The sequence below is a fragment of the Providencia sp. genome, assembly GCF_052096715.1.
GTDB lineage: Bacteria > Pseudomonadota > Gammaproteobacteria > Enterobacterales > Enterobacteriaceae > Providencia.
The window spans coordinates 168,405-193,355 of record NZ_JBQDNB010000003.1 but is presented as its reverse complement, the minus strand read 5'-3'; the positions used below and the strand labels follow the sequence as shown (position 1 = coordinate 193,355).

Genomic DNA, 24,951 nt, shown 5'->3' with positions numbered 1-24,951 from the left:
CTAAAACCTTCTTAACACCATATAAATAAAGAATATTCCACCAACAAACTCAATGACAACAGATAAGGTTCCTGCCATATTAAGTCCGTATTCAAGCACCAATTGCCCACCGACTAGTGCAATAATGCCTAATAGGAAAGAAACTGGCAGCAAGTAACGGTGTTGGCTGCTACCACTGATAAAGTATGCAAGATTCGCCACCATCAAGCCTAAAAATGTCAATGGCCCAACTAAGGCTGTGGAAATCGCCACTAAAATAGAGATCAATAATAAAATTACCGTAACTTGTTGTCGGTAATTAATCCCTAAATTAACGGCATTTGCCTGCCCAAGACCAATAACATCAAAGCAATAGCGCATCCGCCATAATAAAAGCCCCACCACGACGGTGATTAGCAGTGTAAACAAAATTAGCTCAGGAGTGCCTTTGGTAAAGGTGGCAAACATACGGCCTTGTAAAATGGAGAACTCATTTGGGTCCATTAAGCGCTGTAAAAGTGTGGCAACACTGCGAAATAAGGTACCCAAAATGATACCAACCATTAGCACTAGGTTGATGTTCATTTTTACCGAAACAAATAACCAGCGGTAGAGTAATACAGAGAACAAAACCAGTAATGTCGATTCCAGTAGGAACTTACCGATATTCAACATCCATGACGCTGGAAAGCTATCGGTATAAAAAATAAAAATGGTCTGCAATAAGATAAATAATGCCTCGAGCCCCATAATTGACGGGGTGAGTATCTTATTATTCGCAATCGTTTGAAAAAGGACAGTGGACACGCCAGAAGCAAAAGCGACCACAATCATCGTCAGCACAATATAACCGCGATGCGGTAGGATATAAGCTAAGTTATTACCAAGATTGATCGTCATATAAAATATGATGACAACTATTGATAGTGCCAACAAAATCCATATTCGCTGTAACGGAGTCACGCCTTTTTTAACTAACGCTATTGATGAATTAACTTTTTGCATAACGTTGCTGCTTCAACAGTAAATATAAGAAAATAACGGCGCCTACAGCACCTAAAATCACACTGGCAGGAATTTCAAATGGGTAACGGATCAAGCGTCCAATGATATCGCAGAGCAAGACTAACCCGCCTCCAGCCAGACAAATCCATGGGATAGTTTTGCGAATATTATCACCCATGATAAGACTAACGAGGTTGGGTATGATTAACCCAAGGAAAGGTAAAGCCCCAACGACAACCACCACCACACCACTAATTAGCGCAATGATAGATAAGCCGATTGTCATAACTTTGCGATAATTTAGCCCAACATTAATCGAAAATTCACGTCCCATACCTGCAACCGTAAAGCTATCGGCAATCCAACATGCTACTAAGGTCAAGATGCCAACTAACCATAATAATTCATATCTCCCCTGTAGAATGCTGGAAAAATCACCGCTCATCCAAGCACCTAAAGACTGTAATAAATCAAAATAGTAAGCCGTAAATATGGTTAATGCGCTAATCACCGCACCTAACATGATCCCGACAAGAGGCACAATTAAAGCGGATTTTAAAATAACGCGACGCAATAGAATCATAAACAGCATCGTACCAAGTAGAGCAAATCCACTGGCAACAACCATTTTAGTCATGATCCCTGCGGCTGGAAATAACACCATCACCACCAGCAAACCTAAACTAGCTGATTGAGTGGTACCGGCAAGAGAAGGTTCAACAAAGCGATTTTGGGTGAGAAGTTGCATGATAAGTCCAGCAACACTCATAGCGCTGCCAGCTAAAATCAAGGATACAGTTCTAGGAATTCGGCTAATAAAAAAGATGTCTTGCATCTCAGGATCGGTGAAAAGCGAAACGGGTGATACATCACCCGCCCCAATAAATAAGCTTAATACCGCCAATACTAATAACGCGATAATTCCACATAAAAAATAAAGCGATTTCATGGGTTAATTTGACTTGTTCTTCTCTAATGCGTTATTCACATCATCCATTAATTTGGAATAAGTTTGGATACCACCAGCAATATAAACCGCAGATGAATCAAGGTAAGCTATTTGACCTTTATTCCATGCTGCTGTTTTTCTCACTAATGCATTATCAAGAACTTCAGCCGCAGGCTGTGCATCAGAACGCGCAATTGCACTGTCACGGTCAATAACAAACAACCAATCAGGGTTTAATTTAACCAAAAGCTCTGCATTCACGATGTTACCGTGTCTACCGGTATCTTCTTCAAAAACATAGGCTGGCTCGAAACCAAGCTCATCAAAAATAAAGCCAAAACGTGAACCTGGACCATAAGCCGAGATTTTGCCGCCACTGATCAAAATCACCATGGCTTTGCCTTGAGTTGGGGCTTTAGTTTTGATATCTGCAATTTTGCCTTTGAAGTCTGTGATCAATTTATCGGCTTCTTTTTCTTTACCGAAAATCAGACCAAGTTCAGTTGTGCGTTCCGTTAGGCTATCAATAAAACGTTTATTATCAATATCCATCGAAATAGTTGGTGCAACACCACTAAGTTTATCATATGAATCACGAGCACGGCTTCCACCTAAAATTAAATCCGGTTTTGCATTGCTCAGCGTTTCATAAGCGGGTTCAAAAAGTGTGCCGCCGTTAATATAGTCGGCACTATTATATTTCGCTAAAAACTCAGGAAAACGAACGTTAGTTTGAGGAACACCGGCAACTGGGGCACCAAGTGCATCCATGATATCCAGCGTTTCCATATTCATGACGATAACTTTTTGAGGATGGCGAGGAATTTCTGTTTTACCTTGAGCGTGCTCAACAGTGATAACTTGTTTCTCAGCAGCTTGGGAAGTCTCTGTTGTTTCTTTTGAATTATCACAACCGGCTAAAACTAAAACCGATAATAAGGCTATTCCTGAAACTAATGATTTTGCAAACATCTAATTTCCTCCATCTTTATTTAAAAGTACTGACAATAAAAAGACTCGTAACTTGAAGATGGCCGTATCTTACACGTCATTAAGCACAAATGATATTAGTTTGCATTTGCATTTAATGAATAAATGTAAGAAACCACGAATGGGTCAATTAAAACATGGAATAACGTTTTTTATTCGTGTGATTAATTCGATATAAAACAAATGAAAGGGGGTATAGCGAAGCCTTTGATTACCATAAAAATAAATAGGTTGAGTTTTCTACCATGCCGGACTATTTATTATTTTTCGTCACTGTGTAAGAAAAATGGCTGTATCTCAACCTATTTATCATCAAATATTCCCTAAATTTCCATCATTGGATATTTGGGAACTAATATCTTCTAGAAACCAATCAATAGGCGTCTTCATTAAAAAAGAGAGCTTAAATAAGTGGAATAGATCAATTTTGATCTTTCCCCTCTCATAACGCGATATTTGCTGTTGGCTTACACCGAGCAATTGCGCTAATTGAAAGCCGGTATAACCCAGCTCACGCCTCTTCTCTAAGATCCTTTGACCTACCATATAATGGATTTTTTCACTGCCGTTTTCTGAGTACATGTCTTCACCATTGATTAAGGCATCGTTAAAATTAAAGAAGCAGATCCACTAAACGGACCAGGAGCAACTCGACCATTAACATCTAATCTTGCTTTAAGCTGAACAGAATTCGTTCCATTTTTGGGGATTGATAACTTTATTCCGCTTTCGCCCGGAATATCGCTACTTCCTAACAACAACCTTGCGTTCAAACTATCATCACTACGTAATTTAACTCGACCGTTATTCATACCAGAAGCAATCAGCAATACATCCATCGCTAAATTACAAGTCACACTGACCGTCACATCTTTCGTTGCATTGGGTAAACTCGCCTCATCAACTGGACCAAAATCAATCACAAGGCTCGTATTTTCGATTTTGCAAGCACCAACCGGTGGTGGCGCTATTCCGCACAATGAGCCGGGAAGCATTCTGCCTACCTCAGTGAAAGAACTTCCATCTGTTGGTTGAAAAAATAACCCTACACATTCTTGGTTTTGATTCAAAGCCACGCCATTGTGTATCGTTGTTTTACTCAAAGGTAGGGGATTCTTCGCTAAGAATTTGGCCCTAACTTCTTTCATAGTTTTGAGTCCTGTAACATTGACACCGACACCACTGAGCCCTTGGCCCGGCGTGCCCGCTATAGTATGTTTATGATTTATCGTGACATAACATGGGTTATAGGTGCACTGATTTAATACGTCATCTGGATAATCATCCCAGCGCTCAATCGTAAACCAATATGTCGCATTGGATGGAGTCCCATCAGAAGCCGTAATATAAGAGAAAATCGATGCAGAGGCACCAAACGATGTCATCATTGCCCCGACGAATAAATATAAAAACCATTTCATATAATTTATAGCCTTTTGGTTATTCGTAATCTAATTTAAACGTAGCCACGGCATTAAATGGGCCTCGTTTAATATTCATATTACTGATTGCATCAGGTTCACCTTTGATGAACGCTTTAAAATTCAGTAAGGTGGAGCCGTCTTGTAATGCGATTTTTGTGCCTTCCTGCTCAATCGGCAAATGTGTTCCATCCTCATATTCAATACCAATAGCAAAACCTGAAGCCGTGCTGGTATTCGCTATGGCTAAATAACCGGGTAAAGCCATATTTGGCGTACCCGAGAACGTCACTTTTACTGATTTACCAATACTGGTATCACACTCAGAAAGCTTAATTTCAAAATCTTGACTGACTGTACGACCATAGGCATACAGGTTTTTATCTGGAGTCGGTCCGAAAGTTAACGAAACTTTTTCATCGCCAGGTTTAATCGTGCAAGGCTCTTCAACTAAGGTTCCGTGTAAATATAAATTATTCGGGATCGCAAGCGCGCAGCTTCCATAGGGCAATAATATTGCCGCTATGGCTAACTTTATAAGCCTATTCATTACTGATACTCCGCTAACAAGGTCGCCGTCACTGAAAAAGCCCCTTCTGGCAACGTTGTACCCGGTTTTTTCACTGGTACTGCTTTCAATACAGGGGGATTGGCGTAAGTGATTTTAATTGGCTTATCAATATCAAACGCTTGGCCATTTTGAGTAATTCGGATACCCAAATTCGTGATATTGGTTTGCAATGTAGCGTCATCATATGTACTTTTGGGGCCTCGTAACGAAAGCATTAGCTCCCATCCCTTATTATTAGGCTCGCAATGTAAGTCATAGCCAATTTCTTGGGTATAATTGATACCGTCAACTTTATGCAATCCAACGTTATTACCAAAAGAAATATCAATAACGTTATCATTTTCAATTGTGCAAGGCGGTGGAACCAATAACGTCCCTTGTAACTTTAAGTTGTTTGCCAATGACATACTGATTGGTATCAGTACTAAGCCAATTAACAGTGGGAATCTTTTAATTATTTTATTCATTTTTATTCTCCTTACTGATAATCGAGCATAATGGTTGCGACGGCTTCAAAAGGACCGCCCTGTAGGGTTTTCGTCAAATCTCTCACAGGCACAACATAAAATTGAGGGGCATTTGGATACGTAAATTTAACTTTCTCATTGAGATTAAGTTTTTGATTATTATATCGAAGTGCAATTCCTAATCCTTCGATATTGGTCTCTAAAGATTTAGTATCAAATAACGCCCCATTCCCCTGCACTGACATAGTCATGGCTTGTGTCGGCATTTTTTCACAAGAAATTCCATAATTAACTTTTTGCTCATAAGCTGAGCCGTCAATACGGGTACTCATCACTTCGCCAAAATTAACCACAATTAGATTGTCGTTATTCACCTTGCAAGGTGGTGGTGCAAGAACAACCCCTTTAATTTCAACATAGACAATCCCCGGCGTTGCACGTGTCCCCGATTGCGGCAAAATACGAGACTCCGGTAATCCTGCATAAGATGCTGACGTGAATAAAATTCCAGCAAGGCATGAGGCTAATAAATGTCGTCGCTTATTTAAATCAGTCATAGTCCACCTTAAAGTCCATTACTGCGCTGAAACTTCCTTCTGTCAGTTTTTCGGGGGTTCGAACAGGCGTCACAAAATAAGTCAGTGATCCATTTGGCGAATCAAGTAACTGAGGGCGACCTCGGCTTCCTAGTCGAATATCTTCTCTTTGTTCATCCGTGATTTCTAAAGCCACTCCTGATACACCGTTAACAGTCAGCATTTCAGGAAAATGCTTATCACCAACCGCAACAAAAGAGACTGTCACTATCGGTTGCATCGCATCCCAAGTAGGCGAATCAGTTCTAAAATCAGTCACCTTACTTTGCGTTCTAATACAGTTCAAAAATTCCAATCTAAAGGGGATAGATTTCGCTCTATCACCCGGTTTACGTAATAAATATGACGGTATTTCGCCTAACGAAACAACCTGACGCGCTGAAGTGGCTACATTCAGACCGCAAGGTGCTTCCGTCATTTCACCGTAAACCGTTAATTGTCCATGTAAGGCATCGACCTCCCAGCTACTGATACCAGATGCCAACACTGGGGCGAGACTGAATATAATGGCGCTGAACAGGAGAGTCCTTTTCATGCTTTTTCTCCGTTAGTTATCTGTCGCTGATGCAACAGTACAGTTGGAACCATTGCAGCTAAACGTCAACTTAGGCCTTCCACCGTAATCATTGATATAAGTCAGAACAGGCGCTGAGCCTAAAGCACTTGCACTTCCTTTAAGGGTACTGCTACTTTTCGGTGCTATCATGAGCGGTTCAAATTGCCCCACGGTATTACCACCAACTTTGGAACTTGCATCAACAATAGTGATGTAATAGCCCGTTGGGTTATTGATTTCATAAGCATCACTTTTACGAGTTAACGTCACTTTTTCCTGCCATGGATTTGTAAGCTCTGTTCGAGTCGCATACAGCGCTTTTGGACGATAAAACAATTTAATTCGTGTCTGTAACGCAATTTGAAGAACATTCGGCTCAGTACTGCGCGGTGGAATTTCCCGTAGGTTAAAGAAAAAAACGCTTTCTCTATCCTGTGGTAATTTACTCACATCAGGTAGTGATTGGATTTTTACTTGGCTTTTTTCACCCGCTTCAACACGTTGAACGGGAGGTAAAACAGTGAGAGGACTCTCAATTTTTTCGCCATTAATATCCTCAAGCCAACCTTGAGCCAGATAAGGTAATTCTTGGTTCTCATTCTTAATGTTCAAACTGATCGTTTTTTCTGCGCCATTAAAGATGACGCGAGTTCTATCAAGAGCAATTGCCGCAATGGCTTGACCGCATAACACGGTTGATAACGCGATTGTTGTCGTAAAAAACGCAATTTTTTTAATATTCATAGATACCAACTCGTTAAAAATCTAATAATTCGGATAACTCAGCATTATCTGTGCTGTGATTAATATCTGGCGGTTTCAATAACCAGCGCTGTTTAGGAGATACCCCTTGCTTGATAGGAACCGGCTGACTCACAGAGGTATTTGTCACACTTGGATTTCCTGAACATGGCAATAACAATGAATTGAATTCAACATTTTCAATATTTTCAGGCACTTGTATTTGGCACTGCGAAATACCATCCCAATGAACATCTAATATTTCATTTGGCTGAATTCCAGATAAGTACACTGAGCCGTTATCATTAACGATCCCGAGTTCTCTATCTTTTTTATTCCTAACCGTTGCACCAAATGGAGGATGGCTGCCATCAACAAGCGCGAGTCTCACCATAGTTTTTAGTCCAGCTAAAACATCAAATTCACGATAGGCAATTGCACCTTCAGTCAGTGTCACTTGATGAATTGAACGCACGGTTTCAACATTGTCAGGGAGCTGATTGATATCTATTGCAGCACTTGTACGGTAGTAATCATTCACATCAGCAACGACAGCTTTACCAAAGATGTTGGTATTAGTATTTGCACCAAAGCCTTTAATCGGCACACCTCTTACACCGTCAGTATCAACCATGATCCGACTAGCGCCCGGGGTGTTAATTCTATGCAATGCAGCACCATAACCTGTCGCTGTCATACCACCTTGCAGTGATAATGCAGCAGAGGTGGTTTCACCATTTATATAACTAGTGCTTGCTGTTACCGTTGCAGCATCAGCATAATGAGTGTAATAACCATCGACCGTCCCTTTCCCTCGAGAACTCAGTCCTGTACCCACCCGATAATTGCTTCGATCATCAATACGGTCGTAATAGTTAACTGAATGCGAGTTACCATCTCTCGTCACCATATTGTTATAGCTAACTGTCGCCATATCAGCCCATGGCATCGAAATATTCATATATACGCCATCGTCATTTCGACTATCTTCAAATTTATTTCGAAACGCGGTTAGACTTAAGCTGATGTTTTTGAAGCGACCAATATCAAAATATCTCGCAATAGAGACGTTATAACGTTTGGTATTTGGCCGACTCCAATAAGTTTCGTGGCTATAATTCAAATAGGTTGTTAAATCGATTTCAGAGAAATATTTATTAAATGTGATGGTATACAGCTCTTTACTATTTTCTAGCGCAGTTGCTCTAAAACGACGGTCAAGATATTGACTCATTGTCATATAGTTACGCTCAGAGAATCGGTAACCTGCGAAGGTTATTTGGCTGTCATAATCTTCAAAACGTTTGGAATAACTTAAACGGTATGAACCGCCTGTATAAATTTTGTCATCGACACGTAATTTGGCCCGAGATTCTGTGACATCAAAGGAAATCGCACCAAATGCGAGAAGATCTCGTCCAATACCCATTGATACTGCGTTATAATCACCCGCACCTAGCAGACCACCAAAGAGTGACCAACCGTTAGATATCCCCCAAGAGAATTCACCAAGTCCGAATCCTTGTCCCTCAGTTTTATGATCCATGTTACTTGGGCGACCGCCTGCAAATTTAAACAGCAAACTTCCAGGACGAGTTAAATAAGGAATTGATGCGGTATTCATTTGAAATTCTTGTACAGAACCATCTTGCTCTTCGACTCTGACATCGAGCTTACCATTCACTGCATCACTTAAATCTTGAATACGAAAAGGTCCCGGCGCAACTTGAGTCTCATAGAGTACTCGGCCTTGTTGAGTAATTGTGACCTTCGCATTTGTTTTCGCAACACCCGTAACTTCAGGCGCATAGCCACGAAGATTTGGAGGAAGCATGCGGTCATCAGAGACTAAACTCGCCCCTAAATAACGAAATGAATCAAAAATACCTGAACGCAAATATTGTTCACCCATGGTGAGCTGGGCATTCAGCGATTTAATTGCACGATAGGCGTAATATTGGCTCCAATCCCAATTACGTTGGGTCGATTTGCCATTAGTATGACTATAGTTTGATTGCCAATTTGCACGGGCACGCCATGCACCTAAGTTGAAACCGGTGACGCCGTTACCTGATACTTGTTGCGAATTTGGCGCCTCTGTTGGGTTAAATACGTTAGCATTAACGTTATAGTCAAAGAATAATCCTGCAACGCCATCTTCCCAACGTGATGGGGGATCCCAGTTCGCCGCGGTATATTCTAAATAAGCTTGTGGTACCGTAATTGCAATTGTTTCTTTTGCAAGTGAACCACTCACCGTCATACCAGGGATCGATTCAACGTTTAAACATTGGCCATCATTGGTGTAATTGACCTTTCTTTGCCATTCACTACGTAGTGCAATATGTTCAATAAGCTCTGGAGTCAAGCAAGGTACAGTAACGGTGTCATCACCATTAACAGCCATATATTCGATATCATAAATAGTCGAAAGCACGTTACCATTTAAGCTGATATAGAATGGATAAGTGCGCGGCATGATATAACCCGCACGCGAGAATTCACTTAAAGATATATTTTGACGATCTTGAAGATCCAAAATATCGGTATTAAACTCAACACCTTGATTCGCAATAGCCAAATTAACGTGAGAAATTGCAAATAAAACCATCATTGCAACAGGCGTTAAAAATTTATTTACTGAGTTAGGAGATACTTTATTTTTACTTTTAGATAACAGAGCCATAATAATCCCTTAGTGTTAACTCAGTAGTAATCCAATTTAAAGCGAACAGTGGCTTGATAATTACCTGGCTTTAAATGTTTTCTGTTTGAAACTACGCGAACACCATAATTTAAGATCATATCGCCAGTCGTTATTGGCCTAGATGCCATAGGCTGTCCCGGTATTGCTGCATTTCCATCAGAGTCAGTGATTTTCATTGCTAACCCATTAGCATGTCCGAATACATTGAATTGCTCTCTATCAGCAGGGCCATCAAACGTAATACTAAAGGCTTGCCAATTGGGTTTTCCAGGCGTTACTGGCGTTAGAACACAGTTTATTAGGCGTATAGAAAAGTGACTTTCAGGGCTTTCCCTATCATGTATTATCTGACTAACAGGTACTGTTGTTAGGCTAACTGATTGGTCACGGCTACCTGCATCAATCGCACAAGGTGTTTCAATGATAGAGCCACCTAAAGTGACATACCCTTGCGGCTGCTGTGCTCGAGACATTTGACCTTGTGCACAAACAACTGAGGCAAACATCATTCCTGAAAGCACAATGACAATCCTGCCAAAGTGATTCATAGCTACTCCGTTTCAACATAATGACTGATTGATACTCATTGAGGTTTAAGCCCATACATCCTTGTACGGGCCATACCAACTATTGGTAGTTCAAAGCAAATGTTGCGATAGCTTCAAATTTACCAGGGACTGCTGCATTTGCCGCGTCACCTTGCAGGTAAGCTGAGAAACGTAACAGGTTGCCACCAGCTGTTAATGTTTGCTCAGCAGATTTATCACCAAGTTTGATTTGCGTACCACCAGCATCAGTAATAACGATAGCTGCGTTTTTCGCAGTACCATTGATTGCTAGTGCACCAGTAGAAAATGAGCTTGGAGCACCTGTAAAGGTTGCTTGAACTGTTTTCAGCGTAGAAATATCACAGCCTTCCAGTTCGATATTGAAGTTACGAGGAGTACTGCGACCACCACCATTAAGTTCCGCAGTAGCGATTGCACCAATTTCAACAGTTTGTTTCTCAGATGTTGGTGGAATAGAACATGGCGCATCGATGATTGAACCGTTAAAAGTTACTACACCGCCACCTTGGTTTGCAGCAGCAGATCCTGCAGCAACAGCCAGACCAAAACCTAATACTAAAGCGAGTTTATTCAGTTTCATTTTATACATTTCCATTAAATAAAAAGACGACACAAATTAAAATAACAAGTTATTATTAATTTGATTATTTTAATTTCTTCTTAAAATATAAATTGGTTAATTGACTCATTAGAATTGAAGAAAATAATTAATCGAATTATTAGAATCCATCTATAAGTCGATAAATTAAATACTCCTTCAATGCGTTGCCATTATTATATTTCAGTATGTTTATGTCAAATTATGCAAATTCCACAACTTTAAAATTGTAAGTTAGTGATATTTATAAACTAACCAATTATTACTCAATAATATTTACTCCGTGTTGGGATAATTTAAAGATTAGTGCAATATAAAATGATAAATAATTAGCAAAAGAAAATAAAATATACAAAATAATTATTAATAAAGTTTTTTATACTCATAAAACGCGTTTGTTTTAGTGAAAAAAATGCACTTTATGAATATTAAAATGAAAGGTAAGTATAATTATCTATATGAAATTTAATTCTAAAACAATATTAATGGGATATATCTTAAAAAATAAAATAAATCATTTCACGATATTTCACCATTAATAAACTGTTACACGTATAATTTGTATGTATTTAAAATTAAATTTCAAATGATAATTAACCACAGAAATCATTATGCTTTAAAATAAAATTTACAAGGTTATTCAATAAGATAAGAAGAATTGAAGGTGATTTTATTTGAAATAAAACATAAGCTAAAATTTAATAAAATTAATTTAAACAAAAATTAACACAAATAAATCAATAAAAAAAAAGTAACTATAAAAATTTTTAGTGGTTTTAAAAAAATTAAAAATAATGATTAACTATTTTAAATGTCATTTCACCTTGTATCAAAATGTAAAAAATCGTAATTATCTGTTCAGCATTTTAAATAAATAGAAAATAAAATATTTAAAAAAAACATCAACTATAAAATTATCAAGAATATTCTTAACTAGATAATTAAAGTAAAAGGATTTTCCAATCCCATTACCATAAGTGTATTGAAACTCAATTAGATTAATAGATAAACGACTCCAACATAAATGCAATCACCTTAACCTTTAAATTGCTCTAACATTAAAAAAATCAAACCACTGCTAATAGTTTAATGAGATTAAATATTTATATAGTACCATTTAATTTTATTGACTTAAGTCAAGCAAAATATCTTTCCAGTATGAACGTTTAATTTACATCAAATAACATTAACATCAGGATATACAAAACATATAGATTTTAATCATGATATCGATGATCAAATACTTTATCACCTCACGAATAAAAAATGCCCCATAATCAATATAATTATGGGGCACTTATCAATACAAACTAAAAAATTACATCGTGATTTGCCATAAATTATAAAAAGCAACACGACCAGCTAATTCCGCCAATAACACAGCGCCGGCACAGGTTGCCAAAGTCGCTTTTGGTGCTCTTTCTTTGAATACCATCGCCGCAAAAGCAAACAAAGCGAGTGCTAGAACCACAAGCTGAAATCCCCAAAAACTGGATTGTTCAGCACTCAACAATGGCCCTGTCTCGCCTAAGAAGGCTTGATAACCTGCTCGACTCACGAATATCGCTAGCGCTCCAACGGTAAACGCAAGAGTCCCTAATTGGCGAGCCCCAATGAATACAGCTAACGCACCACCACCAACAAGAAAAGTCATCCACATTTGCAACGTTGTAAAGCTTGTGAACCAATTTGCAACTGTGGGTATGTTATACACTTGAGGAATCGACCAAGTGAATGCCAGACCAAAAATAACCGCACCGAGATTACTAAGCTCACGTAACAACTTATTTTTAACTAAGAGCGTAAACAGCAATGTGGCGACCCCAAAAGCAACAAATACACCACTTAAGAAGGCTTCATTACTCATTGGTGAACGGCCAACACCCAATAGCATGTTAAAGAATCGCAAAGATTGCCCTACATGCAATCCACCAATCACTAAACCAATAATCACCACGATAAATGCTAAAATATTAGCATTACATAATTGCTTATCATCGATGTTACCCATTTTTTTACTTAGATAAGATAGTAAGTACAAACCCGCTGCGGACTGACCTAATACCGTAAAAAAAACAAGAGGGAGCTCGTGCATCTTATACCTCCGCAGGGTTTTGTAATTTGCCACTCTTATCGCCATAAGGTTTGGCATCTTTATGTGGTTTAATCACAATATTAGGCTGTGTCAAACTTGAGTCTGGCATCGGTGCAACACTACTAATATTGCCATGGCGCTCACGTAGTACGGTAATATCATCGAAATCTAAGGCACGTTGTGGACAAGACTCAACACAAACAGGCTTCATTCCCTTTGCCACTCGCTCATAGCAACCATCGCATTTGCTCATCAGTTTTTTCTTTTCATCATACTGAGGCGCCCCATATGGACAGCGTAATTCACAATAGCGACAACCTACGCAGATAGATTGATCGACGACAACCAGCCCATCTTCTTCACGCTTATGCATCGCGCCGGTTGGGCAACCTTCAACACAGGTTGGGCTAGAGCAATGATTACATGAAATAGAAAGATAATAGTTGTAGATATTTTGCTGCCAAATTCCATCTTGTTGCTGCCAACTACCACCACCAAATTCATAAACACGCCGAAATTTCGGACCTAATTCAAGATCTTTTTCGTCCTTACAACTCACCTGACATGTTTTACAACCCGTGCATTTAGTTGAGTCGAAATAAAAACCATATTGTTTCATGAGTCACTCCTTATGCACGTTTCACGTCAACAAGATTGGTATGTTGAGGGTTGCCTTTCACTAATGTAGAAGGCTGTTGAGTGGTTAATGTATTAATACATCCCCCCACATCAATTCCTTCATCATTTGTCTCACGCCAAGCACCTTGCGGTACGGCAATCACACCAGGCAATACACGAGCAGTAACTCTTGCTTTAATATGGATACGGCCTCGGTCATTAAAAATTTCGGTCATGTCACCATCTTGAATATCTCTAGCTTGAGCATCTATTGGGTTAATCCAGTACTGATGCGGAATAGCTTCACGTAACATGGCAACGTTATAATAAGAAGAGTGAACATGTCCTTTATCGTGATATCCCGTCATTTGGAGCGGATATTTCTGTTTAGCCTCTTTATTTTCAACGCCTTCAGTATTGGCACAATATTCTGGAACCGCAGGAATACGCTGATCTGCCGGATACTCCCACTCCTTTGCTATCTTCGCCAATCTTTCAGAATAGATTTCAATCTTACCGGATGGTGTCGATAATGGCTGAGTCTCTGGGGAATCACGGAATGATTTCAAGGCGATGTAATCACTACTATTTGCCAATTTACGATCGACAATTCCCATATTATTGGTTTCTTCAAACGTCGGTAAATGAGGATTTTTTTCACGCATTTGGTTATAGCAGTATTCAATCCACTGCTCATGGGTACGACCTTCGGTGAATTGCGCTTTGATACCTAGTTTTTCGGCAATATCAGCAAGGACATCATACGACTGACGACATTCCCATAATGGTGTAATGGCATTTTGCAATCGAATAGCATAATGGTATGCACCACTTGCATAAGAATTATTGATTAAGTCATTAGATTCGACACTCGTGATATCAGGCAAAATCAAATCCGCATATTTTGTCGATGGTGTCATATGGTTATCCCAAATAAGAATAAACTCACATAAAGATTCATCAGTTAAAATATCGTGCGTTTTATTCAAATCAGAATGTTGATTTCCGGTGACATTACTTGCGTAGTGCCATAGAAATTTCACATTCGTTTCAAGTTTATCTTTACCAATAACGGTTGAGTTCGTCGCCGTCATCTCAGTGCCACGCCAAATAGCATCCGTCCACATAAAACACGGAATTTTTGTTTTCACCGGATTTGGAATTGCAAACCCAGGAACCGAATAGGCAACGTTTCCCCCCCATCCTCCAGCGTTTGTGCCTGCACGACCAATATGGCCTGTTACAATTGGCAGCATCATCACTGCTCTTGCAGCTTGTTCACCTGAAGCCGTTCTTTGTAAACCCCAACCTTGTGAGATCCAAGCCGCTTTGGCATTACCTAGCTCACGGGCTAATTGAATAATACGTGTCGGTGAAATACCGGTAATTTGGCTTGCCCACTCGGGCGTTTTTTCAATGCCATCTTCGCCATTACCTAAAATATAATCTTTATATGCACTGTTCTCAGGTGCAGACTCAGGTAAAGTTTGATTATCCCAACCCACACAATATTGAGCGAGAAATGCCTCATCAGTGAGTTGTTCTTTAATTAAAGTATGAATAATTGCGGCAACCAGTGCACCATCGGTTCCCGGATAAATAGGTATCCATTCTGCACCTAAGGTTGTAACACTATCTGTTCGACGTGGATCAATAATAATAACTCTAGCTTTACTTTTTTCTAGCGCTTGCAAAGTTTCATAAAATTGCCCTCCGCCAGACATGCGAGTTTCTGCAATATTATGGCCAAACATAACCACTAAATCGCTGTTTGCTATTTCAGATAACAAGGAATCATCGAGTTTTCCATAAACATAAGGGATCACACCATTAATCTGTGCGGTTGAATAAGTGCCATGTTGATCAAGAAACCCACCCAATTGACTTAATAGCCGCTTGCAAGCATTTCGCCCCTGCAAATTTGCGCCAGTCGATCCTGAGCCATATTGATAATAAATCGCTTCATTACCGTATTTATCAATAGTTGTCCTCAGTTTTTCTGCAACAATTGAGGTAGCTTCATCCCAACTGATACGTTTGAACTGGCCATCGCCTCGTTGACCTGTACGTAATAAAGGATATTTTATTCTATCGGGGTTATAAGTATTCCAACGAACAGAACGTCCACGTAAACAAGGACGTATTTGATGTAATCCAAACTGAGAATCGTCATACATAGTTTCATTTGAAATACGAGTAATCACATCATTTTTCACATGAACCTTTAAAGGACAACGACTTCCTCAGTTCACTAAGCAGGCGCTGTATTTGATCGTTTCATTTATTTCATCAGGTTGAATCTTTGGCTCTGAAGCTGCTTGAGCCGTAAATGGAAGTGTAATCGAACTCGCAATAGCCGCTGTGGTTGCCACTGACGCCGAGGTTTGTATAAACTCCCGCCGGCTAAACTGTTGTTTTTTGATGTTGTTTATCATTACATTGCTCACCTTTTAATTATTATAAAAATCATGTTATTAATTTTTTATAGTCATTAGATAGTAGGCAAGCATTTGTTATCGTTATTTGATATGTATCAACTCATTCCTTATTAGAAATATTTAAAGGTAACTAACTGTAAAATAAACATATTATTTACATTGAATTATTATTAAATGATAATTAATCAATGTTTTATTTATAAACCAATTCATATGATATAAATAGAAAAAATATTTACCATTCAAAATGCAAACTAAAATAATGTCTAATTAATATAATTAACCATATAATAGTGTGTAAGCTATTACCCATATATCAAAAGTGTAAATTTCTTATATTTTTCAAAAGGATAGTGCTGTTTTTGCCATTTAAGAAATATAGGCTATAAAATTTTTGCTTACTTAGAAGGACTTGTAAATATAAATCACAAGCCTATTCATTAAACGACATCACCGCTTAACAACAATATAGAGATGTCGTTTTAATGTGGGCAGATAAACCATAGATTGATTTCAACTTCTCATCAGCAACCAATCATATTTAGATATTCAATACAGATTATTTTTTCTCAAATACTCTTATATATTACGTCTTATTTTCCTTTAAATTAAAATAAAGATGAATTTGTCATCGCATATTTATTGATATAAATTACCAAATCATCATTTTCAACTTGTTTTGTATAGAAGTAACTCCAAATAAGAGTGCAAATTATGCAATTGATTTATAATGATTTATACTTAGCAAAGATCATTCACCCTCGAAAAAAAACACCACACAAGAGTAAAACACATCGTTTTAGTACTGGATTTTGTTACAACTTGAATGAAAATATTACAATTTATTAATTAAAGTTAAAAAAATTGTTTTTTGATGCGAATCAAGTTTTAAAAACTACAGCCATACATCTATTATTGAGTGGTCTAAATTTTTAGATAATTCTCAATTTTAGTTATCAACATGATTTCATTGAATTAATCATCATGTGTAAACATTGTAAAAATAGTGAATACTCTCTAAATCAGTAATTCTCGCTATTTGATTTTAAATTTTCACTCTTTATAATTGTCGGCAGTTGAGCAGGTAAACTCAGAAACAAAAAATATTATTAAATTTATATATAAAATTTTTAGTTATATAAATCTTACTATTTATAGGAATATAAAAATGATTGGGGATAACACCCAGAATAATCTATTTTCTTTTTATTGCGGATTAGTAATAAAAAAGCTAAGAAAAGAGAGAGGTATTTCAGGGTTTAAATTAGCCAAACAACTGAATATTTCACAGCAGCAAATGTCACGTTATGAAAGAGGTGTTAATAGGTTAAGTATAGATACATTATTTAGTATATTAACAATTCTTGATGTGTCTTTTGAAAAATTATTAAGATTATTGATGACTGAAATCAGAAGTAGTAATTCAAATGACGCATTAGTTTTGAAAGAAAAAATATCTTTATTAGATTCAATTTACTTTTATTAAAACCAACCATTAATAAAATAAAACCAACCGATTAAATAAATTAATTTAATTGGCATATTTGCATCGCTATAAATATAGCAACCAAAATTAACTCAATGAGGAATGTATGAAAAAGATTATTTTAGCAACTTTAGTTTCAGGTGTAATGAGTGCATCAGCTTTAGCAGTAGACGCGGGTAGTGGTACAGTGACATTCTCTGGTTCAATTATTGAAGCACCATGTTCTATCGCACCAGGTGAAGAAAATCAAGAAGTTGAATTAGGCCAAGTATCTAATACAACTTTAGATAATGGTGGCGAATCATCAGCTCAACCTTTCCAAATTAAATTAGAAGGTTGTAATTTAAAAGGTGATAACCAAGTCTCTGTAACTTTTAAAGGAACTGAAGCTGGAACAAGTACTGGTTTTCTACAAATCACCGGTGATGCCGCCGGCGCAGCTGTAAAAATCATGAATGCATCTGGTTCTCAAATTAAAGTTAACTCTGCGGCTAAACAAAATTATGTTGAAGGAAATAATACATTAAAATTCCAAGCATCATTAATTGGTCTTGAATTGCTTGATGCTAACGACAAAACTATTCCTGTAACTCCAGGTAAATTCCAAGCAGTAACTAACTTTACATTAGCTTATAACTAATAAATATTAATAATATGCTATTGCACTGCAAGTTAATAATACTTGCAGTGCATATTATGATGGCCACAATATGAAAATAAATAAAAAAGGAATTAACTTTCTTTTATTACTTTTTTTATTAGTGCCCTACTCTCAATATATTTATTCAAAAGATTCAATGTATTTAACCATGCAAGGTAGCATTATGGATACTGCGTGTGCTATTGATACAGGATCTTATGAGCAATCTATTGATATGGGTACTTTACCTATTTCATTATTACGAAATCAAGGCCAAGGACAGGAACAACCTTTTTTTATTACTTTAATTGGTTGCAAATTAACCTCTTATACCGGTGAACCTTGGAAAACATTTGAAATATCTTTTGATGGTTTAGCTAATGGAGATTGGTTCGCTACATCAGGAACAGCACGCGGTGTCGCACTTTCATTAGCCGATACAAATGGAATAGCTATTTTGCCAGGGAAAAAACTTGCCCAACAAAATATTCAAACTGGAAAACATATTTTAGGTTACCAGTTAAGGCTTGTTTCAGATAGAACACCATTGCGTGTAGGCAAATATCAAACATCAATTCGTTTCAAACTTGATTACTACTAATAATAATTAATTGCTTTTAGGGATGTTTTTTATGTCTTCGTTATCTATTTATACCCCGCAACTAAAATGGTTGAGTATTATCATTGGATTAACACTCAGCGGTATTTTACCTGCTGCCAGTGCGACTGATCATATTGAATTTAATACTGACGTTTTAGATTTAGAAGACAAAAATAACATTGACTTAAACCAGTTCTCTCGTGCTGGCTATGTTATGCCAGGTATCTATAACTTTACGCTCAAAGTTAATAGCGAACAAATATCTGAAATTAAGGTGCCTTATTACACCCCAAAAAATGATCCAGAAGGTAGCGAAGCTTGTTTGTCACCAGAACTGGTCAATAAACTTGGGCTAACTTCAGAGTCATTAAATAAACTAACATGGTGGCATGAAGGCCAGTGTCTTAATCAAGAAAGCTTACCCGGATTATTAATAAGAGGTGATTTAGCCACCTCGTCACTCTATATCAATATTCCTCAAGCTTATATGGAATATACATCACCCAATTGGGATCCACCCTCTCGTTGGGATAATGGTATTTCAGCATTGCTCATTGATTATAATATCAATGCCAATACCACTCATTCCTACAATGATGGACCCGATTCATCTTCATTAAATAGTAATGGGGTAGCCGGTATAAACTTAGGCGCTTGGCGGTTTAGGGCTGATTGGCAAAGCCATTATAGCCATACAACAGGCACCCAAGGTAGTAGTCAAACTGACTTCACTTGGAACCGTTTCTATGCCTATCGAGCCTTATCAACATTAAAAGCAAAATTAGTGCTGGGTGAGGATTATTTAACCTCAAATATTTTTGATGGATTCCGCTTTATCGGTGCCAGTATTCAATCAGAATTGAGCATGATGCCGCCAAATTTACGAGGCTATGCTCCCGAAATTACAGGGATCGCAAAAACTAACGCTACCGTTATCGTGAAGCAACAAGGGCGTGTACTCTATGAGACGCAAGTTGCACCTGGTCCTTTTCGTATTCAAGATTTAAGCGATGCGATTAGTGGAACTCTGGATGTTACTGTTAAAGAACAAGATGGCTCCGTCCAAGAATTTCAAGTTGATACAGCCAACTTACCTTATTTAACAAGGCCGGGACAGATTCAGTATAAATTTGCTTTAGGTCAACCAACAAATATAGACCGCCAGAGTGAAGGCGAGAATTTCATCGCTGGGGAATTTTCTTGGGGTGTTAACAACGGCTGGTCTTTAATTGGTGGCAGCTTAAATAGCCAAAACTATAATGCATTATCCATTGGGCTTGGTCGTGATTTACTCGCTTTTGGTGCAATTTCATTTGATGTCACACAATCTATTGCCCGTTTACCCGGCGAAAGTACGTTAAGTGGTGGCTCATATCGAATTAACTATTCTAAGCGATTTGAAGAATTCGATAGCCAAATACAATTTGCAGGTTATCGCTTTTCTGAACGAAATTATATGAGTATGAGTGACTTTCTTAACGCTAAAAAAACAGGTGAACGTTATTACGGTAGTAAAGAGCTCTATACCATCTCAATGAATAAGAATTTCCAAGATTTAGGACTATCACTATATTTAAATTATAACCATCAGACTTATTGGGATAGGCCGGATAATGACTACTACAGCTTAATGCTGTCGAAATATATGGATATTGGTTCAATAAAAAATGTGAGTGTTAGTTTATCGGCAAATCGTAATTTTTATAATGGCGTTAAAGATGACAGCGCTTATGTGTCATTGTCTTTCCCATTAAGTAATGGTGCTAACGTTGGTTATTCAATGAATACAAACCGTTATGATACTGTAAATCGAGTTTCATATTATGACCGATTAGACGATAGAACAAACTATCAAATAAGTGCAGGCGCAAATCGTAAAGGTGGTTCAGCGAGCGCCTTTGTTTCTCATCAAGGGGATGTTGCACGTTGGTCAGCAAATGCAAGCCACACCAATAACCAATACAGTGCGTTTGGCTTATCCTCTTCCGGTGGTTTTACGTTAACAACGGAAGGCGCAGCAGCTCACCGCGTAAGTAATTTAGGTGGTGCTCGTTTACTGCTTGATACAGATGGGGTTCCAAACATACCAATTAGAGGTGTTGGCTCTCCAGTAACATCGAATCGATTTGGGAAAGCAGTGATCTCGGATGTTAGTAGTTACTATCGTAGCAAAGCGCAAATAGATTTAAATAAATTACCAGATGATATTGATGCGCAACAGTCAGTTGTTCAAGCAACATTAACGGAAGGTGCGGTTGGTTACCGCCCATTCTCGGTAATTTCAGGTCAAAAAGTAATGACCATAATAACGTTAAATGATGGTACTCACCCACCATTAGGTGCTCAGGTAACTAATCATAAAAAGCAAAATGTCGCAATTGTAGGAGATGCAGGTAACACTTATATCAGTGGTGTTCATCCTTCAGCAACCATGAATATAACGTGGGGGAAAAATATGTCGTGCGAAATCACTTTCCCTGCGGAATTAAACAATAGAGAAGTACTCGATAATTTATTGCTACCTTGTAGCCCAACAATTAACAATACGCAAAATGATGAGTGATTAATTCACTCGTCCTTTTAAACAAAAATCATTTTATTTAAATAAGTAAAGAGTAAAGGTAATAACCAAATGAAAATCAAACACACACTAATCAGTAGTCTTTTAGGATTACTGGGACTAATTCAAATAGCTGAGGCTGCTGTATCATTAGATAGAACAAGGATCATCTTTGATGGCGAAAATAAATCTATCTCTTTAAACATTACTAATAATAATAAGCAACTGCCTTATCTTGCACAAGGTTGGATTGAAAATGAAGAAAGTAAAAAAATAACATCACCACTGATTGTATTACCCCCTGTTCAACGATTAGAACCAGGAAAATCAAGCCAAATGAAAATAGAATCTCTACCGGCAATAAAAAACTTGCCACAAGATAGAGAATCTTTGTTTTACTTTAATATGCGAGAAATACCACCTAAAAGTGATAAACCAAATACATTACAAATCGCATTACAAACAAAAATAAAATTATTTTATCGCCCGGAAACTATTACACCACAAAAAAATAGTGCGCCATGGCAAGAAAAATTACAACTTGAGAAAAAGGGGGATACCATTTTTATTAAAAACCCAACCCCTTATTATGTGACTATTATTAATGCGGGTGCTAATGCAACTACTGATGCGAAAGCCTTTAACCCTATCATGATTGCACCATTTGGTGAGGAAAATATTGGCATGACAAATAGTCAATTAGGCAATACCCCCGTAATTACTTATATCAATGATTATGGTGGACGCCCACAATTAACCTTTAGCTGTCAAAATACAGTTTGCTCTGTTGCACAAGATTCATTAACAAAATAATAAGCCAATTTGAAGCTAAATGGAGACGCATTCATGACCTCAAGAGCACATCATCGACTTTATCAAGGATGTATAGCAAGCCTATTTTGCTTAGCGGCAGTATTACCTGCAATTGCAGATAATAACGACCATATATTTAGGCCCACAGATGGCTGGGAAGTTGATGGTCAACATGGCGTTATCCATGTTTCGGGGGCTTTAACTGAAAACCCTTGCCGATTAGCTATGGACTCCAGCAATCAATCTGTATCTCTTGGTAATATTTCTTTTGCAAATCTAAACCAGTCTACAGGCTGGGGGCGTCAAGTTCCATTTCAAATAGAATTGCTCGACTGCTTAGAAGTTCATACTGAATTACAAAATCTCCAAACTGGTAACACTGTTTGGAGCACCACCCAACCTGCGGTAAAGGTGAGGTTTATAGCACCAACAGCGCCTCAATATACGGATATTATTCGTGTTAATGGCGCACAAGGGTTAGGACTACAAGTGATGAATGTTGCAGGCAAAGCACTCCCTATTGGAAAAGATAGCAACCCCATGTTAATTGCTTCTGGGCAAAACCGTTTAACTTATTATGTCACTGCTGTCAGAACTTCTGGCCCACTAATTCCCGGCGCTTTCTCAGCATTAATTGCCTTTGAAATGCTGTATGACTAATACAGAAAGGTAAAAATTATGACAATTAAAATTAAAGAAAAAAAAATATTTCATCACCTTGCTAGGTGCATTTTATCAACTATTTTTTTATTCTACAGTGGTCTCGGTTTCGCTGAAGTCTTTAATCTTAGTATTAAAATTGATGTTATTCAAAAAAGCTGTGATGTTTATGGTGATTTAGGGCCTAACCTTCCTATTGAAATTAATTTTGATGAAATAAATCTCAATGGATTTACCAGTGAACGCTATGCTCGAAATATTAATTACAATTTAGATTGTGGTGATAAATCTTCAAGTAATCCGAGTTTAAAGTTAATATTTGAAAGTAATAGCTCAGATTTTGATACTACTTTAGTAGAGACATCAAACCCTAATTTAGGTTTAAAAATACTAGCGGATAATACATTGTTATCACCTAATCAGCCTCGTAACTTTATGTACTCTAAAAAGCCCTCACTCAGCGTACTTCCTGTATTAAATATAGGAAAAGAGATAGAACTAGGCCCATTTAGCTCAACGGGTATTCTTAAGGTTGAATATCAATAATATTTTTCAATATAAATATTACTGGGCGTATCCACCATATATAAATAAAAATATCTAATATCATTTTATATAAAAAATGAAATTCAGATATTCAATTGTTTTTGAGGTTTTTATGAAGATATTTTTCTGTTTTTTAAGCTCATTTTTTTTATTTTTTTCATTACCAGCAAACGCAGTACAATGGATATATGGCGATAGCGGTTATGGGGAATTTCCATTAGCAACTCAATTTAATCGAATATCTTGGAGTACCGTAGGTTCAATTTACCAAATAGGTGGTCTCTCTAGTGAGACATATAATGCTTATAATGGAAATACTTATGGTTGTAGTGGGCCAAATAACTGGTGTTCCGTTGGTGTAAAATTTGCCCAAATTGGATTCTCTGGCGGTGTTATTCAATTTGAATCAAGTGGGACGCTACCGATAGGAACTACCAATGGTAATAAATGCTATATAACATCAGCAACAAGTATCGTAGGTAGCTCAGGTGGTTTTGGTAGTGATATCCATCAATATAAGGAATTCAAAAATACGAATTTTGCTATTAATGATACCGGTTGGATAACCGTCGATGGTGCTTGCAGTGACTTAACACCGAGCTCACCTTCTATTTCTCAATTATCTATTATAGTGCCAGAAATATCGGGTTATATACCCATGCTTGTGAGCGGCGCAACTTTAGCGCCGAGAGAATCGTCGATTATCTTAGGTAGAGATGTATCCGTTGAACAACGTGGATTTACATCTACAGCAAATATTAAGCCTATATCGAGAATTATCGCTTGTGGCGAACCTAAATATTCAAGGACAACATGTAGTACTTCACATTATGTTTTTTTTCCAAACTCAATCGGCCCCAATATTCCTGATGTAAGTTGTGATGTGAGTGTCCCGAAAGAAATAACAATTAGTGATGTTTCTACTAATGACTTTATTGGAAAAAAAGGAAGTGACACTATTTATGCTCAATGTTCTTTACCTGCAACACTTTCGTTTCAGATGTCGAATAATGGAGTAGTAAAAGTTGGGCCTTTTAATGTGACCACACTGATTGATAACCAATCATCACCCAAAATTACTATCCCAGAAAATGGAAAAAACATTAATATTAGTGCTGAAATAAAAGGAAATAACAAAACGGTTGAGGCTGGTAGCTATGAAGATACCGTTGTTATTGTTATGACTATTTCATAAAAAATTCAGTATGAATAAACGAAATCAAGAATGTATTGAGAATAATGAAATCGCCATAAAAAACCCCATTTTGAGAAAAATGGGGAGCTACATTAGCAATATTTGTTGTTTACACAAGAACTCGGTGACAAACGAATTTATATAGGCTCC

Annotated in this window: 23 protein-coding genes and 1 pseudogene; 8 read left to right on the top strand and 16 right to left on the bottom strand. The window is 37.5% G+C overall.

What is annotated here, in order from left to right; genetic code table 11:
• The 16 genes and pseudogenes from ACTH6U_RS03985 to ACTH6U_RS03910 all read right to left on the bottom strand — a co-directional run bounded on the left by ACTH6U_RS03985 (position 1) and on the right by ACTH6U_RS03910 (position 16,297).
• Complete coding sequence (locus tag ACTH6U_RS03985; RefSeq protein WP_441831625.1) at positions 1-984, bottom strand: iron chelate uptake ABC transporter family permease subunit; 984 nt, start codon at positions 982-984, stop codon at positions 1-3.
• Positions 971-1,933: an ABC transporter permease gene (locus ACTH6U_RS03980; protein ID WP_294103954.1), complete on the bottom strand. Its 963-nt coding sequence runs from the start codon at positions 1,931-1,933 to the stop codon at positions 971-973. The genes ACTH6U_RS03985 and ACTH6U_RS03980 overlap by 14 nt, the downstream gene beginning before the upstream one ends.
• A gap of 3 nt (positions 1,934-1,936) precedes the next feature.
• Positions 1,937-2,905 carry a siderophore ABC transporter substrate-binding protein gene (locus tag ACTH6U_RS03975; protein WP_294103955.1) on the bottom strand — a complete coding sequence of 323 codons (969 nt, stop codon included), beginning with the start codon at positions 2,903-2,905 and terminating at the stop codon, positions 1,937-1,939.
• Between the two features lie 330 nt (positions 2,906-3,235).
• The gene (locus tag ACTH6U_RS03970) at positions 3,236-3,505 is read right to left on the bottom strand and encodes a helix-turn-helix domain-containing protein (RefSeq protein ID WP_336429222.1); all 270 of its coding nucleotides are present in this window, start codon (positions 3,503-3,505) and stop codon (positions 3,236-3,238) included.
• 14 nt (positions 3,506-3,519) lie between these two features.
• Complete coding sequence (locus ACTH6U_RS03965) at positions 3,520-4,344, bottom strand: MrpH family fimbial adhesin (protein ID WP_294103957.1); 825 nt, start codon at positions 4,342-4,344, stop codon at positions 3,520-3,522.
• Positions 4,345-4,363: 19 nt separating this feature from the next.
• Positions 4,364-4,894: a fimbrial protein gene (locus ACTH6U_RS03960; protein WP_441831624.1), complete on the bottom strand. Its 531-nt coding sequence runs from the start codon at positions 4,892-4,894 to the stop codon at positions 4,364-4,366.
• Positions 4,894-5,382, bottom strand: a complete 489-nt coding sequence (locus tag ACTH6U_RS03955) for a fimbrial protein (RefSeq protein WP_434719779.1) — start codon at positions 5,380-5,382, stop codon at positions 4,894-4,896. The genes ACTH6U_RS03960 and ACTH6U_RS03955 overlap by 1 nt, the downstream gene beginning before the upstream one ends.
• A gap of 11 nt (positions 5,383-5,393) precedes the next feature.
• Positions 5,394-5,939, bottom strand: a complete 546-nt coding sequence (locus tag ACTH6U_RS03950) for a fimbrial protein (RefSeq protein WP_434719778.1) — start codon at positions 5,937-5,939, stop codon at positions 5,394-5,396.
• A complete protein-coding gene (locus ACTH6U_RS03945) occupies positions 5,932-6,513 on the bottom strand; it encodes a fimbrial protein (RefSeq protein ID WP_441831623.1) in 582 nt (193 codons plus the stop codon). Before ACTH6U_RS03945 ends, ACTH6U_RS03950 begins: the two co-directional genes overlap by 8 nt.
• 12 nt (positions 6,514-6,525) lie before the next feature.
• Entirely contained in the window at positions 6,526-7,278 is a 753-nt protein-coding gene (locus ACTH6U_RS03940) for a fimbria/pilus periplasmic chaperone (RefSeq protein WP_294103967.1), read from the bottom strand.
• A 13-nt stretch (positions 7,279-7,291) separates the two neighbouring features.
• Positions 7,292-9,961: an outer membrane usher protein gene (locus tag ACTH6U_RS03935; RefSeq protein ID WP_441831622.1), complete on the bottom strand. Its 2,670-nt coding sequence runs from the start codon at positions 9,959-9,961 to the stop codon at positions 7,292-7,294.
• Between the two features lie 20 nt (positions 9,962-9,981).
• On the bottom strand, positions 9,982-10,530 hold the full coding sequence (locus tag ACTH6U_RS03930; RefSeq protein ID WP_336429231.1) for a fimbrial protein: 549 nt from the start codon (positions 10,528-10,530) through the stop codon (positions 9,982-9,984).
• A 79-nt stretch (positions 10,531-10,609) separates the two neighbouring features.
• On the bottom strand, positions 10,610-11,131 hold the full coding sequence (locus ACTH6U_RS03925; protein WP_294103974.1) for a fimbrial protein: 522 nt from the start codon (positions 11,129-11,131) through the stop codon (positions 10,610-10,612).
• A gap of 1,336 nt (positions 11,132-12,467) precedes the next feature.
• On the bottom strand, positions 12,468-13,244 hold the full coding sequence (locus ACTH6U_RS03920) for a dimethyl sulfoxide reductase anchor subunit family protein (RefSeq protein ID WP_441831621.1): 777 nt from the start codon (positions 13,242-13,244) through the stop codon (positions 12,468-12,470).
• 1 nt (position 13,245) lies between these two features.
• Positions 13,246-13,863: a DMSO/selenate family reductase complex B subunit gene (locus ACTH6U_RS03915; RefSeq protein ID WP_294103978.1), complete on the bottom strand. Its 618-nt coding sequence runs from the start codon at positions 13,861-13,863 to the stop codon at positions 13,246-13,248.
• 10 nt (positions 13,864-13,873) lie between these two features.
• A pseudogene (locus ACTH6U_RS03910) lies at positions 13,874-16,297 on the bottom strand (DMSO/selenate family reductase complex A subunit).
• A gap of 1,171 nt (positions 16,298-17,468) precedes the next feature.
• On the opposite strand from ACTH6U_RS03910, the gene ACTH6U_RS03905 reads away from it, so the two are divergent.
• The 8 genes from ACTH6U_RS03905 to ACTH6U_RS03870 all read left to right on the top strand — a co-directional run bounded on the left by ACTH6U_RS03905 (position 17,469) and on the right by ACTH6U_RS03870 (position 24,801).
• Entirely contained in the window at positions 17,469-17,786 is a 318-nt protein-coding gene (locus ACTH6U_RS03905) for a helix-turn-helix domain-containing protein (RefSeq protein WP_294103980.1), read from the top strand.
• A 106-nt stretch (positions 17,787-17,892) separates the two neighbouring features.
• A complete protein-coding gene (locus tag ACTH6U_RS03900) occupies positions 17,893-18,426 on the top strand; it encodes a fimbrial protein (RefSeq protein WP_294103986.1) in 534 nt (177 codons plus the stop codon).
• A gap of 70 nt (positions 18,427-18,496) precedes the next feature.
• Positions 18,497-19,027, top strand: coding sequence for a fimbrial protein (locus tag ACTH6U_RS03895; RefSeq protein WP_336431533.1), 531 nt, complete (start codon positions 18,497-18,499; stop codon positions 19,025-19,027).
• 31 nt (positions 19,028-19,058) lie between these two features.
• Positions 19,059-21,590 (top strand): outer membrane usher protein, encoded by a 2,532-nt coding sequence (locus ACTH6U_RS03890; protein WP_441831620.1) that lies wholly within the window; start codon positions 19,059-19,061, stop codon positions 21,588-21,590.
• Between the two features lie 69 nt (positions 21,591-21,659).
• Complete coding sequence (locus ACTH6U_RS03885; protein ID WP_294103994.1) at positions 21,660-22,400, top strand: fimbria/pilus periplasmic chaperone; 741 nt, start codon at positions 21,660-21,662, stop codon at positions 22,398-22,400.
• 33 nt (positions 22,401-22,433) lie between these two features.
• Positions 22,434-23,060, top strand: coding sequence for a fimbrial protein (locus ACTH6U_RS03880; protein ID WP_441831619.1), 627 nt, complete (start codon positions 22,434-22,436; stop codon positions 23,058-23,060).
• An 18-nt stretch (positions 23,061-23,078) separates the two neighbouring features.
• Complete coding sequence (locus ACTH6U_RS03875; protein WP_441831618.1) at positions 23,079-23,606, top strand: fimbrial protein; 528 nt, start codon at positions 23,079-23,081, stop codon at positions 23,604-23,606.
• Between the two features lie 112 nt (positions 23,607-23,718).
• Entirely contained in the window at positions 23,719-24,801 is a 1,083-nt protein-coding gene (locus tag ACTH6U_RS03870; protein WP_441831617.1) for a hypothetical protein, read from the top strand.
• Positions 24,802-24,951: the final 150 nt, after the last annotated feature.